21 protein-coding genes are annotated in these 20,141 nt (G+C 33.7%); 18 read left to right on the top strand and 3 right to left on the bottom strand.

Features of this window, described 5'->3' with window-relative positions; translation table 11 throughout:
- Positions 1 to 3: 3 nt before the first annotated feature.
- The 6 genes from G3A46_RS06780 to G3A46_RS06755 all read left to right on the top strand — a co-directional run bounded on the left by G3A46_RS06780 (position 4) and on the right by G3A46_RS06755 (position 4,023).
- A complete protein-coding gene (locus tag G3A46_RS06780; RefSeq protein ID WP_165147932.1) occupies positions 4 to 873 on the top strand; it encodes a helix-turn-helix domain-containing protein in 870 nt (289 codons plus the stop codon).
- A gap of 387 nt (positions 874 to 1,260) precedes the next feature.
- Positions 1,261 to 1,974 carry a pirin family protein gene (locus tag G3A46_RS06775; RefSeq protein ID WP_165148907.1) on the top strand — a complete coding sequence of 238 codons (714 nt, stop codon included), beginning with the start codon at positions 1,261 to 1,263 and terminating at the stop codon, positions 1,972 to 1,974.
- Entirely contained in the window at positions 1,974 to 2,282 is a 309-nt protein-coding gene (locus G3A46_RS06770) for a GNAT family N-acetyltransferase (protein ID WP_347237688.1), read from the top strand. Before G3A46_RS06775 ends, G3A46_RS06770 begins: the two co-directional genes overlap by 1 nt.
- A 9-nt stretch (positions 2,283 to 2,291) precedes the next feature.
- Positions 2,292 to 2,717, top strand: coding sequence for a DoxX family protein (locus G3A46_RS06765; RefSeq protein WP_165147926.1), 426 nt, complete (start codon positions 2,292 to 2,294; stop codon positions 2,715 to 2,717).
- A gap of 43 nt (positions 2,718 to 2,760) precedes the next feature.
- Positions 2,761 to 3,282 (top strand): YceI family protein, encoded by a 522-nt coding sequence (locus tag G3A46_RS06760; protein ID WP_165147923.1) that lies wholly within the window; start codon positions 2,761 to 2,763, stop codon positions 3,280 to 3,282.
- Positions 3,283 to 3,450: 168 nt separating this feature from the next.
- The gene (locus tag G3A46_RS06755; RefSeq protein ID WP_165147920.1) at positions 3,451 to 4,023 is read left to right on the top strand and encodes an MliC family protein; all 573 of its coding nucleotides are present in this window, start codon (positions 3,451 to 3,453) and stop codon (positions 4,021 to 4,023) included.
- 150 nt (positions 4,024 to 4,173) lie between these two features.
- Here G3A46_RS06755 and G3A46_RS06750 read toward each other — a convergent pair whose 3' ends face one another.
- From G3A46_RS06750 to G3A46_RS06740, 3 genes are read right to left on the bottom strand one after another with little or no spacing between them, the layout of a single operon-like run.
- Positions 4,174 to 5,178: an ABC transporter ATP-binding protein gene (locus tag G3A46_RS06750; RefSeq protein ID WP_165147917.1), complete on the bottom strand. Its 1,005-nt coding sequence runs from the start codon at positions 5,176 to 5,178 to the stop codon at positions 4,174 to 4,176.
- 2 nt (positions 5,179 to 5,180) lie between these two features.
- Complete coding sequence (locus G3A46_RS06745; RefSeq protein ID WP_165148904.1) at positions 5,181 to 6,845, bottom strand: iron ABC transporter permease; 1,665 nt, start codon at positions 6,843 to 6,845, stop codon at positions 5,181 to 5,183.
- Positions 6,826 to 7,881 carry a Fe(3+) ABC transporter substrate-binding protein gene (locus tag G3A46_RS06740; protein WP_165147914.1) on the bottom strand — a complete coding sequence of 352 codons (1,056 nt, stop codon included), beginning with the start codon at positions 7,879 to 7,881 and terminating at the stop codon, positions 6,826 to 6,828. The genes G3A46_RS06745 and G3A46_RS06740 overlap by 20 nt, the downstream gene beginning before the upstream one ends.
- Positions 7,882 to 8,215: 334 nt before the next feature.
- Between G3A46_RS06740 and G3A46_RS06735 the strand changes: the two genes are divergently transcribed.
- The 12 genes from G3A46_RS06735 to G3A46_RS06680 all read left to right on the top strand — a co-directional run bounded on the left by G3A46_RS06735 (position 8,216) and on the right by G3A46_RS06680 (position 20,090).
- Positions 8,216 to 8,449, top strand: a complete 234-nt coding sequence (locus tag G3A46_RS06735; protein ID WP_165147911.1) for a hypothetical protein — start codon at positions 8,216 to 8,218, stop codon at positions 8,447 to 8,449.
- 379 nt (positions 8,450 to 8,828) lie between these two features.
- Entirely contained in the window at positions 8,829 to 9,287 is a 459-nt protein-coding gene (locus tag G3A46_RS06730; RefSeq protein WP_165147908.1) for a hypothetical protein, read from the top strand.
- 383 nt (positions 9,288 to 9,670) lie between these two features.
- Positions 9,671 to 9,862 (top strand): cold shock domain-containing protein, encoded by a 192-nt coding sequence (locus G3A46_RS06725; protein ID WP_139854717.1) that lies wholly within the window; start codon positions 9,671 to 9,673, stop codon positions 9,860 to 9,862.
- Positions 9,863 to 10,477: 615 nt separating this feature from the next.
- Positions 10,478 to 11,368 carry a branched-chain amino acid transaminase gene (locus G3A46_RS06720; protein ID WP_165147905.1) on the top strand — a complete coding sequence of 297 codons (891 nt, stop codon included), beginning with the start codon at positions 10,478 to 10,480 and terminating at the stop codon, positions 11,366 to 11,368.
- Positions 11,368 to 13,044, top strand: coding sequence for a dihydroxy-acid dehydratase (gene ilvD / locus G3A46_RS06715; RefSeq protein WP_165147902.1), 1,677 nt, complete (start codon positions 11,368 to 11,370; stop codon positions 13,042 to 13,044). The genes G3A46_RS06720 and ilvD overlap by 1 nt, the downstream gene beginning before the upstream one ends.
- Positions 13,045 to 13,061: 17 nt before the next feature.
- A complete protein-coding gene (gene ilvB / locus G3A46_RS06710) occupies positions 13,062 to 14,756 on the top strand; it encodes a biosynthetic-type acetolactate synthase large subunit (protein ID WP_165147900.1) in 1,695 nt (564 codons plus the stop codon).
- Positions 14,757 to 14,762: 6 nt separating this feature from the next.
- Complete coding sequence (gene ilvN, locus G3A46_RS06705; protein WP_165147897.1) at positions 14,763 to 15,296, top strand: acetolactate synthase small subunit; 534 nt, start codon at positions 14,763 to 14,765, stop codon at positions 15,294 to 15,296.
- Between the two features lie 85 nt (positions 15,297 to 15,381).
- Positions 15,382 to 16,425: a ketol-acid reductoisomerase gene (gene ilvC, locus G3A46_RS06700; RefSeq protein ID WP_165147894.1), complete on the top strand. Its 1,044-nt coding sequence runs from the start codon at positions 15,382 to 15,384 to the stop codon at positions 16,423 to 16,425.
- Positions 16,425 to 17,669, top strand: a complete 1,245-nt coding sequence (gene ilvA / locus G3A46_RS06695; protein ID WP_165147891.1) for a threonine ammonia-lyase IlvA — start codon at positions 16,425 to 16,427, stop codon at positions 17,667 to 17,669. Before ilvC ends, ilvA begins: the two co-directional genes overlap by 1 nt.
- A gap of 142 nt (positions 17,670 to 17,811) precedes the next feature.
- Positions 17,812 to 18,729, top strand: coding sequence for a T9SS type A sorting domain-containing protein (locus G3A46_RS06690; protein ID WP_165147889.1), 918 nt, complete (start codon positions 17,812 to 17,814; stop codon positions 18,727 to 18,729).
- 256 nt (positions 18,730 to 18,985) lie between these two features.
- On the top strand, positions 18,986 to 19,657 hold the full coding sequence (locus G3A46_RS06685; RefSeq protein WP_241836874.1) for a class I SAM-dependent methyltransferase: 672 nt from the start codon (positions 18,986 to 18,988) through the stop codon (positions 19,655 to 19,657).
- A gap of 136 nt (positions 19,658 to 19,793) precedes the next feature.
- Positions 19,794 to 20,090 carry a cupin domain-containing protein gene (locus tag G3A46_RS06680; protein ID WP_165147887.1) on the top strand — a complete coding sequence of 99 codons (297 nt, stop codon included), beginning with the start codon at positions 19,794 to 19,796 and terminating at the stop codon, positions 20,088 to 20,090.
- Positions 20,091 to 20,141: the final 51 nt, after the last annotated feature.

The following is a 20,141-nucleotide window of genomic DNA, read 5'->3' as shown; positions in this document are numbered from 1 at the left end:
CCAATGGATAGCGTAAAAACATATCAGAATGTAAATATCAATCAGCACAGTGTGAGTTTTGGTATATCAAGAATGGAAGATATTTACACAAGAAGAAATGGAGAAGTGGACGTGCCTCATAGACATGAGTACTATACTGTATTAATTGTTAAGAAAGCTAGAGGAAAACATATAATCGATTTTAATACTTACGACTTAGGCGATAAACAAATATTCTTTGTTGCTCCAGGGCAAGTACATCAAGTTGTTGAAACTGAAAAATCGTATGGTTATGCGATGACGTTTTCGAATCAATTTTTAGTTGAAAACTTAATTCGACTATCTTTTATTGATAGTTTAAATCTCTTTAATAATTACGGTCAAAGTCCACCATTAATTCCAACTGAAGAACAATTTGAAACAATAACGAACTATACCAATCAAATTTTCAAATTATTCAACAGTGAGAAAAACATGAAATTATTGTCTATTGGTGCATTTTTGAAGTTGTTACTTATAGAGTGTAATAATATATGTTCTATTAATCCAATAGAATCTGATGTTGATAGCACAGGAGATAATTTGATAAGAGCATTTAAAAAAGGGGTGGAGAAAAGTTATAAAAAAGAACACTCTACTACATTTTATGCTAATGAACTACATATCACTCCAGATCATTTAAATCGTACCGTAAAATCTAGAATCGGCAAAACAGCTAAAGAATATATTCAAGCTAGAATAATTACAGAAGCAAAGAGATTACTTTGTTTTACCGATTTAACAACTAAGGAAATTGCATACGACTTAGGGTTTAATGCTCCCGCAAACTTCAGTGCCTTCTTTAAAAAGAACACCAAAGTATCTCCTTCAGACTTCAAGGTTAATCAGAATTAAATATTAGTTTGTTAAGAGATTCTTATAGCACTTTCCTATCCTAACTGAAAGTTGTAATTTGTAGCAGATAACACATAGTATTTTTATGTCAAATAGTGTAATCACTACATTGTTTTTGTCTTTTTAAGGTAAACATCGGATTTTCATAAGTCTATCCCTTTTTTTCATATTCCCCACACTCAGAAAGGGTTATATCTTTGTACCATACTTAAAGCAAATACTATGAATCGTAAAAAGTTTATAAAAAATGTTTTGTTAACTGGTGTTGTTGGCGCGATTGCTCCTCAAGCACTTAAAGCAGATAAAAGCAAAAATATAAAATCGACTTACGATAAATTGATGCAACAAGTAGGATTTAATCATTTACCAAATAAAAATATATATACTATGAATACAGTAATTCACAAAGCAGAAACAAGAGGACACGCTAATCACGGTTGGTTAAACTCACACCATACATTTAGCTTCGCAAACTATCACAATCCAGAAAGAATGCACTTTGGTGTGTTACGCGTACTAAACGATGATACCGTAGCAGCTGGAATGGGATTTGGAACTCACCCACACGACAATATGGAAATTATATCTATACCACTAGAAGGTGATTTAGAGCATAAAGACAGTATGGGTAACGTGGCAGTAATTAAAGAAGGAGATGTTCAAGTTTTAAGTGCTGGAACTGGAATCACACACTCTGAATACAATAAGAATAAAGATAAGGAGGTAAAGTTTCTTCAGATATGGGTTTTCCCAAAAGAAAGAGAAGTAAAACCTAGATATGATCAAATCTCAATTAGAGATATTGCAAAGGAGAATGAATTTTATCAAGTGCTTTCACCTAATAAAGACGATCAAGGAGTTTGGATCAATCAAGATGCTTGGTTCCATATTGGAAAGTTTGAAAAAGGAAAATCTGACGAGTACAAGATTAAAAGAGAAGGAAATGGTGTTTATGCATTCATTTTAGAAGGTGAAGTAGAAATTAATGGTGAAAAACTTTCTAAAAGAGATGGTATGGGAATTTGGGATACAGACAGCATTAATGTAAAAGCAACAGATGACGCTCGTGTATTGCTTATGGACGTACCAATGACAATGTAATAACTAACTTTCTAGATATTAAAAACATGGAAATTACAATTAAAGAATTAGACAATAAGGGTTATGCTATGGCCCGAGAAGGCAATGAAAGAGCTGGGTTGATGACGTATTCTGTAGCAGGAGAAAATCACATCATCATCGACCATACCGAAGTAGATCCAAAGTTTAAAGGAAAAAACATAGGTAAGCAATTGCTTTATAAAATTGTAGAAATGGCTAGAGAGAAAGATATAAAAATTACTCCTTTGTGTCCATTTGCTGCTGCAATGTTCAAGAAGTTAGAAGATATTCAGGACGTATTAAGATAATCATAAAAGATGCAAGCGATTCTAAAAAAATCTTTAAATTCAGGAGTTACTAATACAAATATCAGTATAGCGTTATTAGTACTACGAGTGATAGGAGGTGCTTTTATGTTAACACATGGTTTAGGTAAGTTTGAAGCTTTTTTTAGTGGAGAACCAATTCAATTCAGAGATCCTATAGGTGTGGGAGCATCGGCATCCCTAGCACTAGCAGTTTTTGCAGAGGTATTATGTGCTATTCTATTAATCATAGGATTAGGTACTAGACTTGCAGCAATCCCATTAGCTATTACCATGCTCGTTGCAGCATTAATAGTACATGCTAATGATGGCTTTGGTAGACAAGAACTACCTCTTCTTTATGCAGCAATATATATTTCCATAGCATTAATTGGCGCAGGGAAGTATTCTTTAGATAACTGGATATCGAAAAAGTAAACAGATTAACCAAAACGAATTAATAATTTTAAAACATAACAAAATGAGTAAGAACACAAATTGGTCATTAGACAACGCACATTCAGAAATAGCATTCAAAGTAAAGCACATGATGATTTCAACCGTAACAGGACACTTCGAAGATTTTGAAGCAACTGCAAAAACGGATGGAGACGACTTTAAAAATGCAGAGTTTACATTTACAGCAAAAACAGCATCTATCAACACAAAAAACAAGGATAGAGATGCACATTTAAGATCCGACGATTTCTTTAACTCAGAAAAATTCCCTGAAATGAAATTCGTTTCAAAATCATTCGATGGTGATAAATTAGTAGGTGATTTAACGATAAGAGATATCACAAAAGAAGTTGTTTTGGATGCAGAATTAAACGGTGTGGCTGTAGATCCTTACGGACAAACAAAAGCTGGATTTGAAATGACAGGTACTATTAACAGAAAAGACTTCAATTTAACGTGGAGCGCTGTTACTGAAGCAGGAAGCATCGTTGTTTCTGACAAAGTAAAAATGGTTGTAGATGTACAATTTACAAAACAAGCTTAAATTATAAATAGATTACACTCTAATTAAGTTAACTTAAACGGTCAGGTTTCAAACTCTGACCGTTTTTTATTTTATAAAAAATACATTATGGAATTGTATGGTTTTGGCAGAGTATTTGCAAACTATATGGGCAGAAATAAAACTTAATTTTAAAAACTAAATTAAAAAATGACAAAGAATATTTTAACAATCACCATGCTTTCAGCACTAGCTTTAATCTCTTGTAAAGACGCGCCTCAACAGGAAAACGCTGAAGTAAAAGAAACCGTTGAGCAAGTTTCGGATGATTTTGTTACAACGACTACTGTAAACAAAGATGGTGAGGAATTAGAAATTGTATTTAATAATACAAAAGGAACGGCAACTCTTGTTTTTGATGGAGAGACGATCGATTTGCAACAGGAGAAATCAGCATCTGGAATTTGGTATAAAAACGACACTTACGAATTAAGAGGAAAGGGGAATGATATCCAATTAAAAAAAGGGGATGAGATTGTTTTCGAACACCAAGATGATATCGTACAATCTTCATTAAAGGATGATAAAGGCCAAACACTAGATCTAACCTTCAACAATACCGAAGGAACGGCTAAAGCTTACCTTAATGGTGGAGAACAAATCGACCTAGTTGCTGAGAAAGCAGCATCTGGAATTTGGTATAAAAACGACACTTACGAATTAAGAGGAAAAGGTGAAAAATTGGAATTAACTAAAGACGGTGAAACTGTTTTTAAGAATTAAATAAAATTCTCTTCTAGAGTATAAATAAAAAACGGTTTGAGTTTTTCTCAGACCGTTTTTGTGTTTTACAAATTCGATTAAGAGATTCTATGAGAAACCCCGAAATCGGAATTTAAAAGTAATAGACTTAAACTTGTAGAGTAAAAATAATTACTCCTGCTCAAATTCTAAAATATCTTTAGAATTAAATCCTACATAAATAGTATCTGCAATATTTTTATCTTGTGTCATTACAGTTAATTGCTCCCCAGATTCAAGTTTTAAAACTAATTGTGTAGAATCACCTAATTGAATTTTTTTAATCACTTGGGCCGCTGTAATGTATTCACAATCGGCTTCAGCAGAGGAGGGGCTTACTATAATTTTCTCGTTGCGAATTGCGTGACAGCAATTTTGTTTTAAAGGACAACGGAAAGCATTCTGTAAATTTTTATTGATATGTACAGTACTTCCAAATAATGAAGCTACATATAAGGTATTTGGCTTAACATATAGATTTGCCGCTACATCCTTTTGAATTACTTTTCCTTTTTGAAGAATTAAAATTTCATCTGCAACTGAAAGGGCATCTTGAGTATCGTGGGTAACGAACAACACAGTGACTTCTGTCTTTTTAATAATTTCGAAAACCTCGTTTCTCAGTTGAGTACGCAACATGGTATCAAGATTACTAAAAGGCTCGTCTAATATTAACAACGAAGGTTCTGGCGCCAGTGCTCTTGCTAAAGCAACACGCTGCTGTTGTCCACCAGATAATTGATGTGGGTAACGTTTTCCCATATCACTTAAACCGACCAAATCAAGCATCTCTTGTGCTTTCTTCTTTTTATTTTTTACTTTGGAAATTCCGTATAAAACATTATCCAAGATTGTTAGGTGTGGAAAAAGCGCGTATTCTTGGAAAACCAATCCAATTTTTCTTTTTTCCGGCTGTACAAATTTATCAAGAGAAGCAATGATTTTATCATTCATCGCAATACTCCCGTGATCTGGTCTTTCAAGACCTGCAATTAAACGCACTAAAGTAGTTTTTCCACTTCCGCTCTCTCCAACTATGGCACATACTTGTCCAGCTTTCAAATTGAAAGACACATTCTCAAGGGCGTAAGTTTTACCCTTGTCAAAGCTTTTGGAAAGAGAGTTTATTGTTAGCATGTTTATTTTTTAATCAATAATTTATTTAAAAATATCACAGGAATCATAGCTGTAAAGATAATGAAAAGAGAAGGGATAGAGGCCTCCATCACCATCTCATCACTAGCATATTCAAAAGCTTTTACGGCTAAAGTGTCTATATGATAGGGTTTTAGTATTAATGTTAAAGGTAACTCTTTCATTACATCTATAAAAACCAATATTACAGCACTAAACACTCCCGTCTTTATCAAAGGAAAATCAATTTTAAAAAAGGTTCTTATGTTTCCAACTCCTAAAACTTTTGATGAATCTGGAATAGAATTATCAACCTTTAACGCTGTTGAATCTATCGGATTATAGGCAACGGCTAAAAAACGAACTGCATATGCGTATAGTAATGCAAGCAATGTCCCGTTGATGATTAGTCCTGTATCTATTCCGAAGTTGCTCAACATATTAATTAACCATTTATCTAAAGCTAATGTTGGAATCATTATTCCTATAGCAATTACCGCACCTGGAATAGCATAGCCTAAAACTCCAATTCTAGAAATATTTTTAATTGTACTAAGCGTACTCCATTTTGAAAAATAAATAAGAATTAGAGCAAATAAAACAGTTATTATAGCCGAGGCGATAGCAATAGCAAAGCTTTGAAGTGAAATCATAACGAATTCCATGTCAAATACGGTAGACGCTGTAATAACTGCCCAATATATCAATTGTGCTACAGGTAAAATAAAACCTAAAAAGATAGGAAGAAATACAACTAAAAAAATCATCCACTGCACTGCTCCTTTAGCTTCGTTTCGCTGAATTTGAGTGCTATTAGTTTTTGAAGATGTAAACTTTATCTTTCTTACCTGCCATTTTTCAAAAAGGATTAATGCGAAAATAAAACAGATTAATAAAGCCGATAAATACACTGCTGTCTGTGGTTCTTCCAATGAAAACCAAGATCTAAATATTCCAGTAGTAAAAGTATTTACACCATAGTATTTGGCTGCCCCATAATCATTGAGCACCTCCATTAATACCAAAACCAAACCAGCAACTATAGCAGGGCGGGCGAGGGGTAGCATTAATTTGAAAAATGTTTTACGCTCTCCAACCCCTAACATTTTAGAAGCTTCTAGCAGGTTGTTAGCTTGGTTTAAGAAAAAAGCTCTTGCGCTTACGTAAACATACGGAAACAATGAAATACTTAATACAAATGCAAGCCCAGCTCTATTCATGATATCGATACGAATAAACTCCAAGCCAAGTTGGCGGAATAATAAGTCCATACTTCCACCATAGTCGAAAATTCCAGCGTAAGCATAACCCACAATGTAGGAAGGAATAGCCAATGGTAGAATAAGTAGCCATTCCATTTGCTTTCGGAAAAGAAAATCGTAACGTGATACAAACCACGCTGACGAAACTCCAAAAATCAAAACGAGAATACTACAAATAAATACGAGATACAAAGAGTTCCATATATAGTCAGGTAAAAGGTATTCTACTATATGTCCCCAAGTTTCTCCAGGACCAGAAAATAGCTCTACACCAATGAATATAATGGGTAAGGCTAAGAAAAAAACAATGGCCAGTGTAAATACTGACCACTTGTTTACATCTCTTTTTAGCCTTTTAATTCTCGTTTTTAAAGAGAAAGCTTCGTTATTATTTCCACCCTGCTGCATCAAAAATCAATACTGCTTTTTTGTTATTTTCACCTAGTTTGTTTAGGCTTAAATTATCTTCTTTAAAATCTCCCCAAGCCTTAATATCATTAACAGGCTCTACGCTATCTAACACTGGATATTCATAATTTGCCTCAGTAAACACTTGTTGCGCTTCCTGGCTAATTAAAAACTCGATAAACTTAATTGCATTTTCTTTATTTGGGGCATATTTAGCAACTCCCGCTCCGCTTACGTTTATATGAGTTCCTCTATCACCTTGATTTGGAAAAAACAAACCAATTTGTTCTGCTGTTTTAACTTCTTCTGCATCAGGAGAGTTTAGCATTTTACCAATATAATATGAGTTTACTATAGCCAAATCACCTTCACCAGCCACCACAGCTTTTACTTGATCTCTATCTGATCCTTTTGGAGAACGAGCCATATTTGCAACAATTCCTTCAGCCCAAGTTTTTGCTGCTTCTTCACCGTTATTAGCAATTATAGATGCCAATAAAGACTGGTTGTAAATGTTAGATGAAGATCTAACCAATATTTTTCCTTTCCATTTTTCATTTACTAAATCTTCGTAGGTAGAAAGATCTTCTGGTTTCACTCTATCTTTGGCGTAAGCAATAATTCTAGCTCTTTTCGTTAGCCCGAACCACTGATTATCGACATCTTGTAAATGCGATGGTATTGTATTTTCTAATATATCAGAATTAATACTCTGAAGCAAACCTTCCCCTTTAGCACGACTTAATCTCCCTGCATCCACAGTTATTAATACATCAGCAGGAGATTGTTTTCCTTCCATCTTCATTTTCTGAATTAACTCATCTGCACTTGCATTAATCACCTTTACCTTAATGCCCGTTTTTTCCTCAAACATTCTGAAGATATCTTGGTCCGGTTCATAATGACGGTGAGTGTAAACATTAACAACTTGATTTTTTGAAGATTCTTTTGTTGCAGAATTTTCATTCTTTTTGTTGTCGTTTCCACAGGCAACTAGTAAGGAAATAGTTGCTACTGCTAAAAGTAATTTTTTCATAAAAAATTTTTTCGAAGTGCAAATATAATAATTTAGAACCGATATAAATAGAACAGAGTGCATCATTGTAAATTATAATCTCTACCTGTTGATAATGAGTGCGAAGTGGGGGTGTTTCTTAATCTATTAATTCAATATAAAGGTAAATTAAGTGTTTATTGAATACTTTTTATAACAATGAAAACCTCAGGATTTTCTAAAAAAATAAATTAGAAATCTAAAAAATAAAAAGGCTATATTTAGAAAGTAATATTAAATAAATTCACACATATTGCCAGTAAAAATCCTTAAAACCCTCTTTCACCTACTTACATTATTTGTATTAATAATCACTTTGAATTTACTTTTAGATTTTAGACTTCGTGGTAATCATTTCTTAACTGATACTTATAGAGAAATCAACTTACTAACAACATTTATAACCATCTCATTTATGACGGGAATTGCAAGTGTAATTTTACTTGTTTTAAAATGGATTAAGGATGATAAATTAGAACTTTACTTGATTTCATTTTTGATAACAAATATTATTTTAATTGTAGGAATATCCCTATTGATCTTTATGTAGTTATAACTATTTTGATATTAATTAATAGCTTTTAGAATTTTAAATTTTTACATCCTTCTTCAGGCGAATAAATACTTAAATGAATCGTTAGTTTAATAGGATTATCGTTAACGCTATCAACTTTTCATTGCAAGTATAAAGCCCAGTTAATTATTTATATCATTAGTAATTCATAATTTATTTAAAAGTTATATTCAACTTCATTGTAAACACTGTCATTAAGATTGCATATTTTTTGGAATAGTGAGTCAGTTAATTCTTTTGTTAAAACTTTTCAAAAGAATCATTTGAGAGTTTATTTCCTCGTAAATTAGTTCGAAATCAATAAAGGTTTCTTTTGATATAAAGTTTAATCTTTTTTAAATAACTCAAACATATAATGAAGTCGAAAATAATAGTATTACCGTATCTGCTATTAACTCTAATAGCATGTAATAATAATAGAAGTTCTGATACGATTTTACATAATCGAATTGACAGCTTACAGATTCAAAATGACTCATTAATAGAAGTTCTAACAGCGAAAAAAGATGTTACTGAAAATACTGATTCTCCACAGTGGTACTATCCAGAAACGGATTCGAGAAAACTTTTAGAACTAGGTGTAGAGGATCCTGGAAAATATATTAAACAGGCGCTTAGGGAAAATAAAGATCTAATTCCAATGGATGCAGTATTAGGAGGGACCATGCACTATAATAACATCCAACTCTTAGGAGACAAATGGATAATTGCAGATTTTGAAGATGGTCACGTGTACGGGAAGGCTATTTTTGAATATACCTTGTTAGAAGATGATAAATTAAACTTTAAAATAATCGCCTTAAGCGAGAATTAAGTATCAATTTTTGATTTTCGCCTCCATTATACTATAAATGAATAAAAAAACATATAAGGTGTAAAGTACTATATTCAGTACGTTAGCTCGAATATTATAACAAATATTTATCGAATAAATCAAAATAAATAAATATAATTGATAAATAATTAGGTGGGTGTGGAAAAGGGATGTATATTTGCAGCTCAATAAAACACCTACATAGTTTTAGTATTTAGTGCAATTAGTATATTTCGAGTTTTTACTCTTCTTTCCAATTAAATTTTTACAATTACTTTTTAATAGTGTTTACTTATCCAAAGTGCAGAGTGCATTTTAGTTAACACAAGTTTTATACAGGATGTTTATTGTAAAAATTAATAACAATTTAAAATTAAATTAAAATGCAAGAAGGTACAGTAAAATTTTTCGACGAGATTAAAGGATTCGGATTTATTACATTAGAATCAGGTGAAGAAATTTTCGTTCACAATTCAGGTTTAACTCACGAAATTAGAGAAAACGATAAAGTTTCTTTCGATACACAAGAAGGAAGAAAAGGTTTAAACGCTATTAACGTAGAAGTTTTAGACTAAATTTTATATACTGTCTTAACAGATAGAATAGTAAAAGTACAAAAGGAGATCATTTATATGGTCTCCTTTTTTTGTTTAAAACATTTTTAAATGGTTGTCTTTTAAGGTTCAAAAAATGTTTTTTAAAAAATAAATTTTGAGTACTAAAATATTTATCTACATTTGTCACGCAATAAAAAGCAACTATGAACAATCTAAATATTATTTCTTCTATTATTATTGTAAATGTGATTATCACATCTGCAACGGGAAGGTTATAGTATATACTCAATATATTAAAAAAAAGCCTCCCGAGAAATCAGGAGGCTTTTTTTATTACTAAGATTATTAAATGACAACAAATACTAACATTATTATTATCAGCATTATTATTCGCTCCTTCGAGTGAGTCAGGCTGGTATATCCAATTTTAAGCCTTTCTCATTCGGTTGAGAAAGGCTTTTTTTATTTAACACAAATTCGAATCATGAAAAAATACACTAACATTATTATTATCAGCATTATTATTCGCTCCCTTGAGTGAGTCTGGCTGGTATATCCAATTTTAAGCCTTTCTCATTCACTTTGAGAAAGGCTTTTTTTTTCACCAAAAATTAAAATTAAAAATCACATAAAATGTATTACAACGAAAACACAGTTATTTATCTAGATGGACAATTCGTAAAAGCCAATGAAGCTTCAACCGACTTATACAGTCAAACAATGCACTATGGTTATGGTGTTTTTGAAGGTATTCGTGCATATGCCACAACAGATGGCACAAGTATTTTCAAAGCAAAAGAGCATTATGACCGATTAAAAAATTCAGCAGAACTAATCAATATTCCTTTTAATTATGAAGTTCAGGATTTAATAGATGCCACTTACGAATTATTAGAAAAAAATAATTTAACTGATGCTTATGTTCGACCATTAGTTTTTTGTGATCCAAATATGTCACTCTCTAGACCTAATAAAGTTTCAGTTATGATCTGCGCTTGGGAGTGGGGAGCTTATTTAGGAGATAAACAATTACGTTTATCAGTATCTTCTTATTGTCGTCCGCATCCACGATCTATAAAAATTGATGCTAAAGTTTGCGGACATTACGTAAACTCAATTCTTGCAACCAACGAAGCAAAAGACAAAGGTTTTGATGAGGCATTATTATTAGATAGCGATGGTTACTTAGCTGAAGGACCAGGAGCAAATTTATTCTTCGAAAAAGATGGTGTGTTATACACCCCTCAATTAGGAAATATTCTTCCAGGAATTACACGTGCAACCGTATTGGAATTAGCAGAAAAACTAGGAATGGAAGTAAAATTAGGTCTCTTTACTCCTGAAGTATTGGCTGAAGCAGATAGTGCTTTTTATTGTGGAACTGCAGCTGAAGTAATAGGAATTGCTTCGGTTGATGAGAGAGAATTTCCACTGAATTGGAATGATTCACTTGGTAAAAAATTACAAGAAGCCTATTCAAAATTGGTAAGGAAATCTCATAAAACTTTAAGTTCAGTTTACTAATGAATACACTTAACAAATACAGCAAAACCATAACGCAAGACGAGTCACAACCTGCTGCACAAGCAATGCTCTACGGTATCGGACTTACTGAGGAAGATATGCAAAAAGCTCAAGTAGGGATTGTAAGTACTGGGTATGAGGGTAATACTTGCAATATGCATCTAAACGATCTTGCAAAAGCCGTGAAATTTGGAGTTAAAGCAGAGAATTTAGTCGGTTTGATTTTCAATACTATTGGCGTAAGTGATGGAATTTCAAACGGGACAGACGGGATGCGATTCTCTTTGGTTTCACGAGATGTTATTGCAGATTCAATAGAAACTGTGGTGAGTGCACAATGGTACGACGCAGTCTTAGCTGTTGTAGGTTGTGATAAAAATATGCCAGGTTCTGTTATGGCAATGGGAAGGTTGAATCGTCCATCTATAATGATTTATGGCGGAAGTATTCATTCAGGGAAATGGAAGGGCGAAACTTTAAATATAGTTTCAGCATTTGAAGCATTAGGAAAGAAATTCAATAATACCATAACTCCAGAAGACTTTAAAGGTGTAATACAAAATGCATGTCCAGGAGCTGGTGCATGTGGCGGGATGTACACTGCCAATACTATGGCGTCGGCTATCGAAGCTTTGGGAATGAGTTTGCCCTATAGTTCATCAAACCCTGCTTTAAGTGAAGAAAAAAACCAAGAGTGCTTAGATGCGGGAAAAGCAATTAGAATTTTACTAGAAAAGGACATAAAACCAAAGGACATAATGACCAAAAAAGCATTCGAAAATGCAATAACAATGGTTACTGTGCTCGGCGGATCTACCAATGCAGTTCTTCATTTGATAGCTATGGCACATTCAGTAGATATCGAACTAACCTTAAATGATTTTCAGAGAATAAGTGATAAAGTTCCAGTTTTAGCTGATTTAAAACCAAGTGGGAAATATTTAATGGAGGATTTACACGCTGTAGGTGGTGTACCAGCAGTAATGAAGTACTTACTCAACAATAATTTACTACACGGCGATTGCTTGACGGTTACAGGAAAAACAGTTGCTGAAAACCTAGCAGATATTTCAGATTTAACTTCAGGTCAGGATGTTTTTCATTCTTTAACTAATCCATTAAAACCTACGGGACACTTACAAATTCTTTTTGGAAATCTCGCTTCAAAAGGATCAGTGGCAAAAATCAGTGGGAATGAAGGGGATTATTTTGAAGGTACAGCCAAAGTTTATGACGATGAATATGCAGCTATTACAGGTATAAAAACGGGAGAAGTAAAAACTGGCAATGTAGTAGTAATCCGTTTTTGCGGACCAAAAGGTGGTCCTGGTATGCCCGAGATGTTAAAACCAACTTCCGCTATTATGGGTGCAGGATTAGGAAAAGATGTGGCATTAATTACCGATGGAAGATTTTCAGGGGGCACACATGGATTTGTAGTTGGCCATATAACCCCTGAAGCCTATGACGGAGGAACTATTGCTTTGGTTAAGAATGGAGACACTATCACTATTGATACAAAAAATAATACCCTTCATTTAAAAGTAAGTGAAGAGGAGTTATCCAAACGAAAGGAAGAATGGAAACGTCCAAACCTCAAAGCAACTAAAGGAGTTTTATACAAATATGCCAAATGTGTTTCATGTGCTTCAACAGGATGTGTAACGGATAAATAATTACTAAAAAAAGGAAAATGAACTTAACAAAATTAACAGGTGCGCAGGCTGTAGTAGAATCGTTATTAGCCGAGCAAGTTGATACAATTTTCGGTTATCCAGGAGGAGCCATAATGCCGATATATGATGCTTTGTATGATTATGAAAGTACAGTGAATCATATTTTGGTGCGTCACGAACAAGGCGCGATTCATGCAGCACAAGGATACGCGAGAACCTCAGGGAAAACAGGTGTGGTTTTCGCAACTTCTGGACCTGGAGCGACCAATTTAATCACAGGTTTAGCCGATGCAATGATAGACTCAACTCCTTTGGTTTGTATTACAGGACAAGTGGCTTCACATCTTTTGGGAACGGATGCTTTTCAAGAAACTGATGTAGTGGGTATTTCTATGCCAATAACCAAATGGAATTGCCAAGTAAATAAAGCCGAAGACATTCCTGCGGCAATTGCCAAAGCATTTTATATCGCTCAATCTGGCCGTCCTGGTCCTGTATTAATAGATATAACCAAGGATGCGCAGTTTAGCGAAACAGACTTCGATTATAAAAAATGCACAAATATCCGTAGTTATTATCCAAGACCTAAGTTAAATAAGTCGGTTGTTGAAGAAGCCGCAAAACTAATAAATGAAGCCAAAAAACCTTATTTACTTATTGGTCAAGGGATAATGCTTTCTAATGCAGAAGAAGAGTTGCTGGAGTTTGCTGAAAAGTCTGGAATCCCAGTGGCATCCACACTTTTGGGGCTAGGAGCATTTCCTAATAACCACCCCCAATACGTTGGATTTTTAGGAATGCACGGAGATTACGCTCCTAATATTAAAACAAATGAATGCGATGTGCTAGTTGCTATCGGAATGCGTTTCGACGACAGAGTTACTGGTGATGTTTCAAGGTATGCCAAGCAAGCAAAAGTAGTTCATGTAGACATCGATGCTGCCGAATTAAACAAAATAATTAAAGCGGATGTGGCTGTACATTCCGATGCAAAAGAAGCCTTAAGAATTTTAACTGATTTAGTTGACGCAAAGCAACATACCTTTTGGTTACAAGAGTTTAGAGATGCTAAAAAAATAGAAGTTGAAACTCTTCAGGAAAGTGCTAAAGAACTTCATTCAGAAGAATTGAAAATGGATGAAGTGGTTAAAATGCTTTCTGAACTAACCAACGGAGAAGCAGTAGTAGTTACCGATGTCGGGCAACATCAAATGATGACGGCTAGGTATTACCAATACAACAAAACTAAAAGCAACGTAACATCTGGTGGATTAGGGACTATGGGCTTTGCACTTCCCGCGGCTATAGGAGCAAAATTCGGCGCGCCGGATAAACCTGTGGTAGCGATTATCGGGGATGGTGGCTTTCAAATGACGTTGCAAGAATTAGGTACCATTATGCAAAGTGATGTCAATCTAAAAGTCATCATTTTAAACAATCGTTTCTTAGGAATGGTGCGTCAATGGCAACAGATGTTTTTTGAAAAACGCTATTCATTCACAAATATGGTAAGTCCGGACTTTGTAGCACTTTCTCAGGCTTATAGTATTGCAGCGAGTAAAGTTGAAGCCAGAGAGGATTTAAAAAATGGATTATTAAAAATGCTGAATCACAACGGATCTTACTTATTGGAAGTAATGGTCGCAAAGGAAGAAAATGTCTTCCCAATGATGACCACTGGTGCCTCAGTTTCAGAAGTGCGATTAAACTAAAAAGAAATGGAAAAAACATATACAGTATCAGTATTTACAGAGAATAGTATCGGGATGATGAATCGCGTCACGATAATCTTTACGCGTAGACATTTAAACATCGATAGTATAACAGCTTCAGAATCGGAGGTGAAAGGAGTGTTTAGATATACCATAGTTTTAAGAACAACTAGAGAGCAGGTAGATAAAGTTATCGGGCAGCTGGAAAAATTAATCGATGTGTTTAAAGCCTTTGTACACGAAGATTCGGAAGTAGTACATCAAGAAATTGCCTTGTACAAAATTAAAACAGCAAGCTTAACCAATGGTGATGTTGAAAAAGTAATCCGAGAACATCATGCTAGAATACTAACCGTTGATCCACAATTTATGGTTATCGAAAAAACTGGGCACGTAGCAGAAACTCAATTGCTATTCGAAAACCTGAAACCTTATGGAGTACTTGAGTTTGCACGCTCTGGAAGAGTGGCGGTTACTAAACCGATGAAAGAGTTTAGTACATATCTAAAAGAATTAGAAGAATCAAATCACAAATTATAAACAGATTAATAGATGTCTGGTCGAGCCTTTAAACCGCGCTCGAGGAGACACAAATAACAAATAACGAATAACAAATACAGAAAAAATGGCAACAATAAATTTTGGAGGAGTACAAGAAAACGTAGTAAAAAGGGATGAGTTTCCACTTAATAAAGCACAAGAAATATTAAAAAACGAAACGGTAGCGGTAATTGGTTATGGGGTACAAGGTCCAGGACAAGCACTAAATTTAAAAGACAATGGCGTAAATGTAATTGTAGGTCAACGTAAAGGTACTGGAAGTTGGAAAAAAGCATTAGCAGATGGCTGGGAAGAAGGAAAAACATTATTTGAAGTAGAAGAAGCTTGTGAAAAGGCAACTGTTGTAATGAATTTACTTTCTGATGCTGGACAAATTCAAGCTTGGGAAGGGATGAAAAAACACTTAACTAAAGGGAAAGCGTTATATTTTTCTCACGGATTTGGTGTAACATTTCACGAGAAAACGGGCATAGTATCACCGAAAGATGTGGATGTAGTTTTAGTCGCACCAAAAGGTTCTGGAACCTCACTTAGAAGTTTGTTTTTAAACGGGCAGGGCTTAAACTCTAGTTATGCGGTATTTCAAGATGCAACAGGAAACGCGAAGGAGCGAGCTTTAGCTTTAGGAATTGCAATTGGTTCTGGGTATTTATTTGAAACAACTTTTCAGAAAGAAGTTTATAGCGACCTAACTGGAGAGCGCGGAGTTCTTATGGGAGCTGTTGCTGGAATTTTTGAAGCACAATATAATGTTCTTCGCCAGCGCGGACATTCCCCTAGTGAAGCTTTTAATGAAACAGTAGAAGAATTCACTCAAAGTTTAATGCCCCTAATCGCTGATAACGGAATGGATTGGATGTTCGCAAATTGCTCAACTACCGCGCAACGCGGGGCTTTAGATTGGAAAGGAAAATTCCGTGATGCTACAGAACCAGTTTTAAATGAATTATATGATAGTGTTGTTTCAGGTAAAGAAGCTGAGATAGTTATTGAAGCCAATAGCAAACCTGATTATCGTACAAAATTGGAAGAAGAATTAAACGTGATGAAAAACAGCGAGTTGTGGCAAACCGGATTAGAAGTAAGAAAATTAAGACCAAAACAATAATGGAACTATTAGAAAAAATATACGAAGCTAGAGAACGTATAAAAAACGTTGCGGTTCACACCCCATTAATGAAAAATGAAAACTTGAGCGAGGAATTTTCCGCTCAGGTTTTCTTAAAACGAGAAGATTTGCAACCCGTGCGCTCGTATAAATTGAGAGGTGCATACAACAAAATAGTTTCGTTAGCAGAAAATGAAAAGTCAAAAGGAGTAGTTTGTGCAAGTGCTGGAAACCATGCACAGGGAGTTGCTTATGCTTGTAATAAATTAAATATAAGCGCGACGATTTTTATGCCCGTAACAACGCCACTTCAAAAAACTAAACAAGTAAAACTCTTTGGAAAAGATAAAGTTACCATAGTATTAAAAGGCGACACTTTTGATGAATCATTTGAGGAAGCTAGTCGTTTTTGTGATAAAAATGGTGCGATTTTTATTCATCCATTCGATGATGAAAAAGTAATGGCAGGGCAGGGGACTATTGGTTTAGAATTATTAGATGACTCAGAAAATGCTATAGATTATTTATTTCTACCAATTGGTGGAGGAGGACTAGCTGCTGGTGTAAGCACAGTTTTTAAAAAGTTGAGTCCGCAAACAAAAATTATAGGAGTAGAACCTGCTGGAGCTCCTTCTATGAAAAATTCTATTGAAAAAAACACGAATACAACCCTAGAAGAAATAGATAAATTTGTTGATGGGGCTTCGGTTAAACGTGTAGGCGATAAAACTTTTGAAATTTGCAAAGACACTTTAAACGATATTATCCTTGTTCCTGAAGGGAAAATTTGCACAACTATATTACGACTGTACAATGAAGAGGCTATAATCGTAGAACCTGCTGGTGCATTAACTATTTCTGCTCTTGATTTTTATAAAGATAAAATTAAAGGGAAAAATGTAGTTTGTGTGATAAGCGGTAGCAATAACGACATTACAAGAACCGAAGAAATAAAGGAGCGTTCACTATTATATGAAGGCTTAAAGCATTATTTCCTATTACAATTTCCACAACGCCCAGGAGCTTTAAGAGAATTTATGAATCATATTTTAGGCCCTAATGATGATATAGCCTATTTTCAATATTCGAAAAAAAACAATAAGGAAACTGGACCAGTGGTAGTAGGAATTGAATTGCAAAATAAGAAAGATTTATTACGCATTGAAGAAAAACTAAATTCTAAAAAATATACCTATCAATATCTAAATGGAAATAAAGACTTATTTACACATCTTATTATCTAAATCAAACTTTTAATCTAGTAACATAAAACTTTAATAATACGAACTTATTTGAATACTGTTAAATGGTAAAATAACCCTTCTAACAATTTTAAGAGCAAATTGAAAAATATTAAGTTTGTTACCTAAATCAAAAAAAAATATTATGAAAAAAATTTACACTTTATTAGTATTAGTATCTATTCTCAACGTCTCGTTAATTAACGCTCAGCAGTACATTTCTTTTGAAGCTGAAGAGGGTTATACTTTAGGTAATATTGACGGACAGCAAGGATGGACAACTACAGGACTTGGAAATGGTGAAAGAACCGAACTACAGGTAATTACAGATGAATTGGCGAAAATTGGAGAAAGATCTTTAAAGATTAATCACGATCCGCAAGCAGCAGCTCAACCTCTACCTATTATGGGAGCTTTTCGCACTTTAGATACACCTTTAGATAGAACAAATTTTTCTATGAGCTATAGCATAAATGTAGCAAATCCTCCGGGTGCAAACTCATCTGTTTTTGCATTAGAATGTGGTAGTATTGTTGACGAAAAATTAGTTTTAGAAATTTATTTCTTTTACGACGGAAGAATCCTAGTACTAGAGAATGCAGGAAATGAATTCATCGTTACAGAAATTGGAAACTGGCAAGAAGATACTTGGTATGATATTGCAATTTCTGGAGAGGGAGAAGTAGTATCTTACTACTTGAATGGAGAGCTTAAACACGAAGGTGCATTATTGTACAATATTGATGATTTAAGATTTGCACACGACAATTTTTCAGGTAGTGCATTTTTCGACGATATTTCAATAAACTATTCCCCTCTTGGTGTACAAGATGTGAGTGCTACTTCATGGAGCATTTATCCTAATCCAGTGGAAAGTGTTTTAAACTTGAGTGGATTAGAGGTAGCAAATAGCCTTACAATTTTTGATATTTCAGGAAAAAAACTAGAGCAATTCAATGAATTCACAAACCAAATTGATGTAAATCATTTACAAAATGGAATTTATTTATTGCAGTTAGACACTCAGAATGGTCCTGTAACAAAAAAGTTTATTAAAAAATAATTACTCTGATTAAATTTTAAATAGCGAGACTATATAAGTATCGACTTTAATTTCAGAATTAGGACCGCTATAAGCGCCATCAATAAAAATTAAATGCAATGTAAGTTAACATTGATAATTTTGTTGATGGCGTTTCTTTTTATCGTGTAGGCTAAACTTTTTTAAATTTTTATATAGAAACTACGAACTGCTTACAAATCAAATTTTATAGATTAAATTGGAGTTTGAAAAAGTAATATGTTGAATTAACTTATCTATTTTGAAGAAAGAAAATAAGAAAATAAAAAAGCCATGGCCCACCAAAGCAGCGATGACGCAGGTATATGAAAAGAAGCTTTGGGGAGATAATGACACTGATTTTTATTCAGGTGAAGGTTCACATCACCCAGATTTAGTAAATCCATATATTGATGTGGTAACTTCTTTTCTAAATACTTTTGAAGCACCTATCACAGTTTGTGATTTAGGTTGCGGTGATTTTAATATAGGGAAAGAATTATATAAACACACTGAAAAATATATAGGAGTAGATATTGTTGAAGCGTTAATTCAACGTAACAAATCACTTTTTAAAGCAGAAAACTTAGAATTTTATTGCTTAGATGTTGCCGTTGATAATTTACCTTTAGGTGATTGTGTGTTGCTTAGGCAAGTACTTCAGCATTTATCGAATTCCGAAGTACAACAAATAGTAAGTAAGCTAGGCGCTTATCAATATGTTATTTTAACAGAACATCTACCCGATGGAGAATTCATTCCTAACAAAGATATAATATCAGGACAGGGAATTAGGCTAAAAAAACAGAGTGGGATTAACTTATTACTGCCTCCATTTAACATGAAAGTAATGGATGAAAAGCAATTATTAGCTATTCAATTAAAGGACAGTCCAGGGGTTATTGTTACAACTCTTTATAAGTTATTTTAAGTTGTAATAATTGATACGTGCTTATACCATTTTATTTGATTGTTGTACAATACTTTTCAGATACAAGAAATTTTAGCTGAAGCAGTTTCAATTAATTATCTTTAAGGAATATTATTTCTTTAAAATTCAAGGCGTTATGTCGAATGTAAGTAATCCATTAGTAAAATTAGTTGAAGAAGGTGAAAAATTTATAATTAAGCAGATGTCTGCAAAGGGTGGGCAACTATTACCTAAACATCAAGCAACAGACGAATCGGTTGTGGTGGTAAGAAAAGGGGAGTGTATCATTAATTTTTCAGAAAAGGAACATTATTTAAAACAGGGTGATAGTTTAATCATACCGCAAAACGTTTGGCATCAAATTAAAGTTATTCAAGACTTTCAAGCACTTCATATTATGCCTAAAAATATTCAATTCGAATTCACAAAATAATCCTGATACAATAGAAATTTGTGTAGGTAGATAAAAATAGTTTCTTCAAAT

Origin of the sequence: Aequorivita sp. KMM 9714 (assembly GCF_011065475.1) — a bacterium.
Taxonomy (GTDB): Bacteria; Bacteroidota; Bacteroidia; order Flavobacteriales; family Flavobacteriaceae; genus Aequorivita; species Aequorivita sinensis.
Note: the sequence above shows the minus strand (reverse complement) of the source record. Positions and strands in the feature narration are given on the sequence as shown.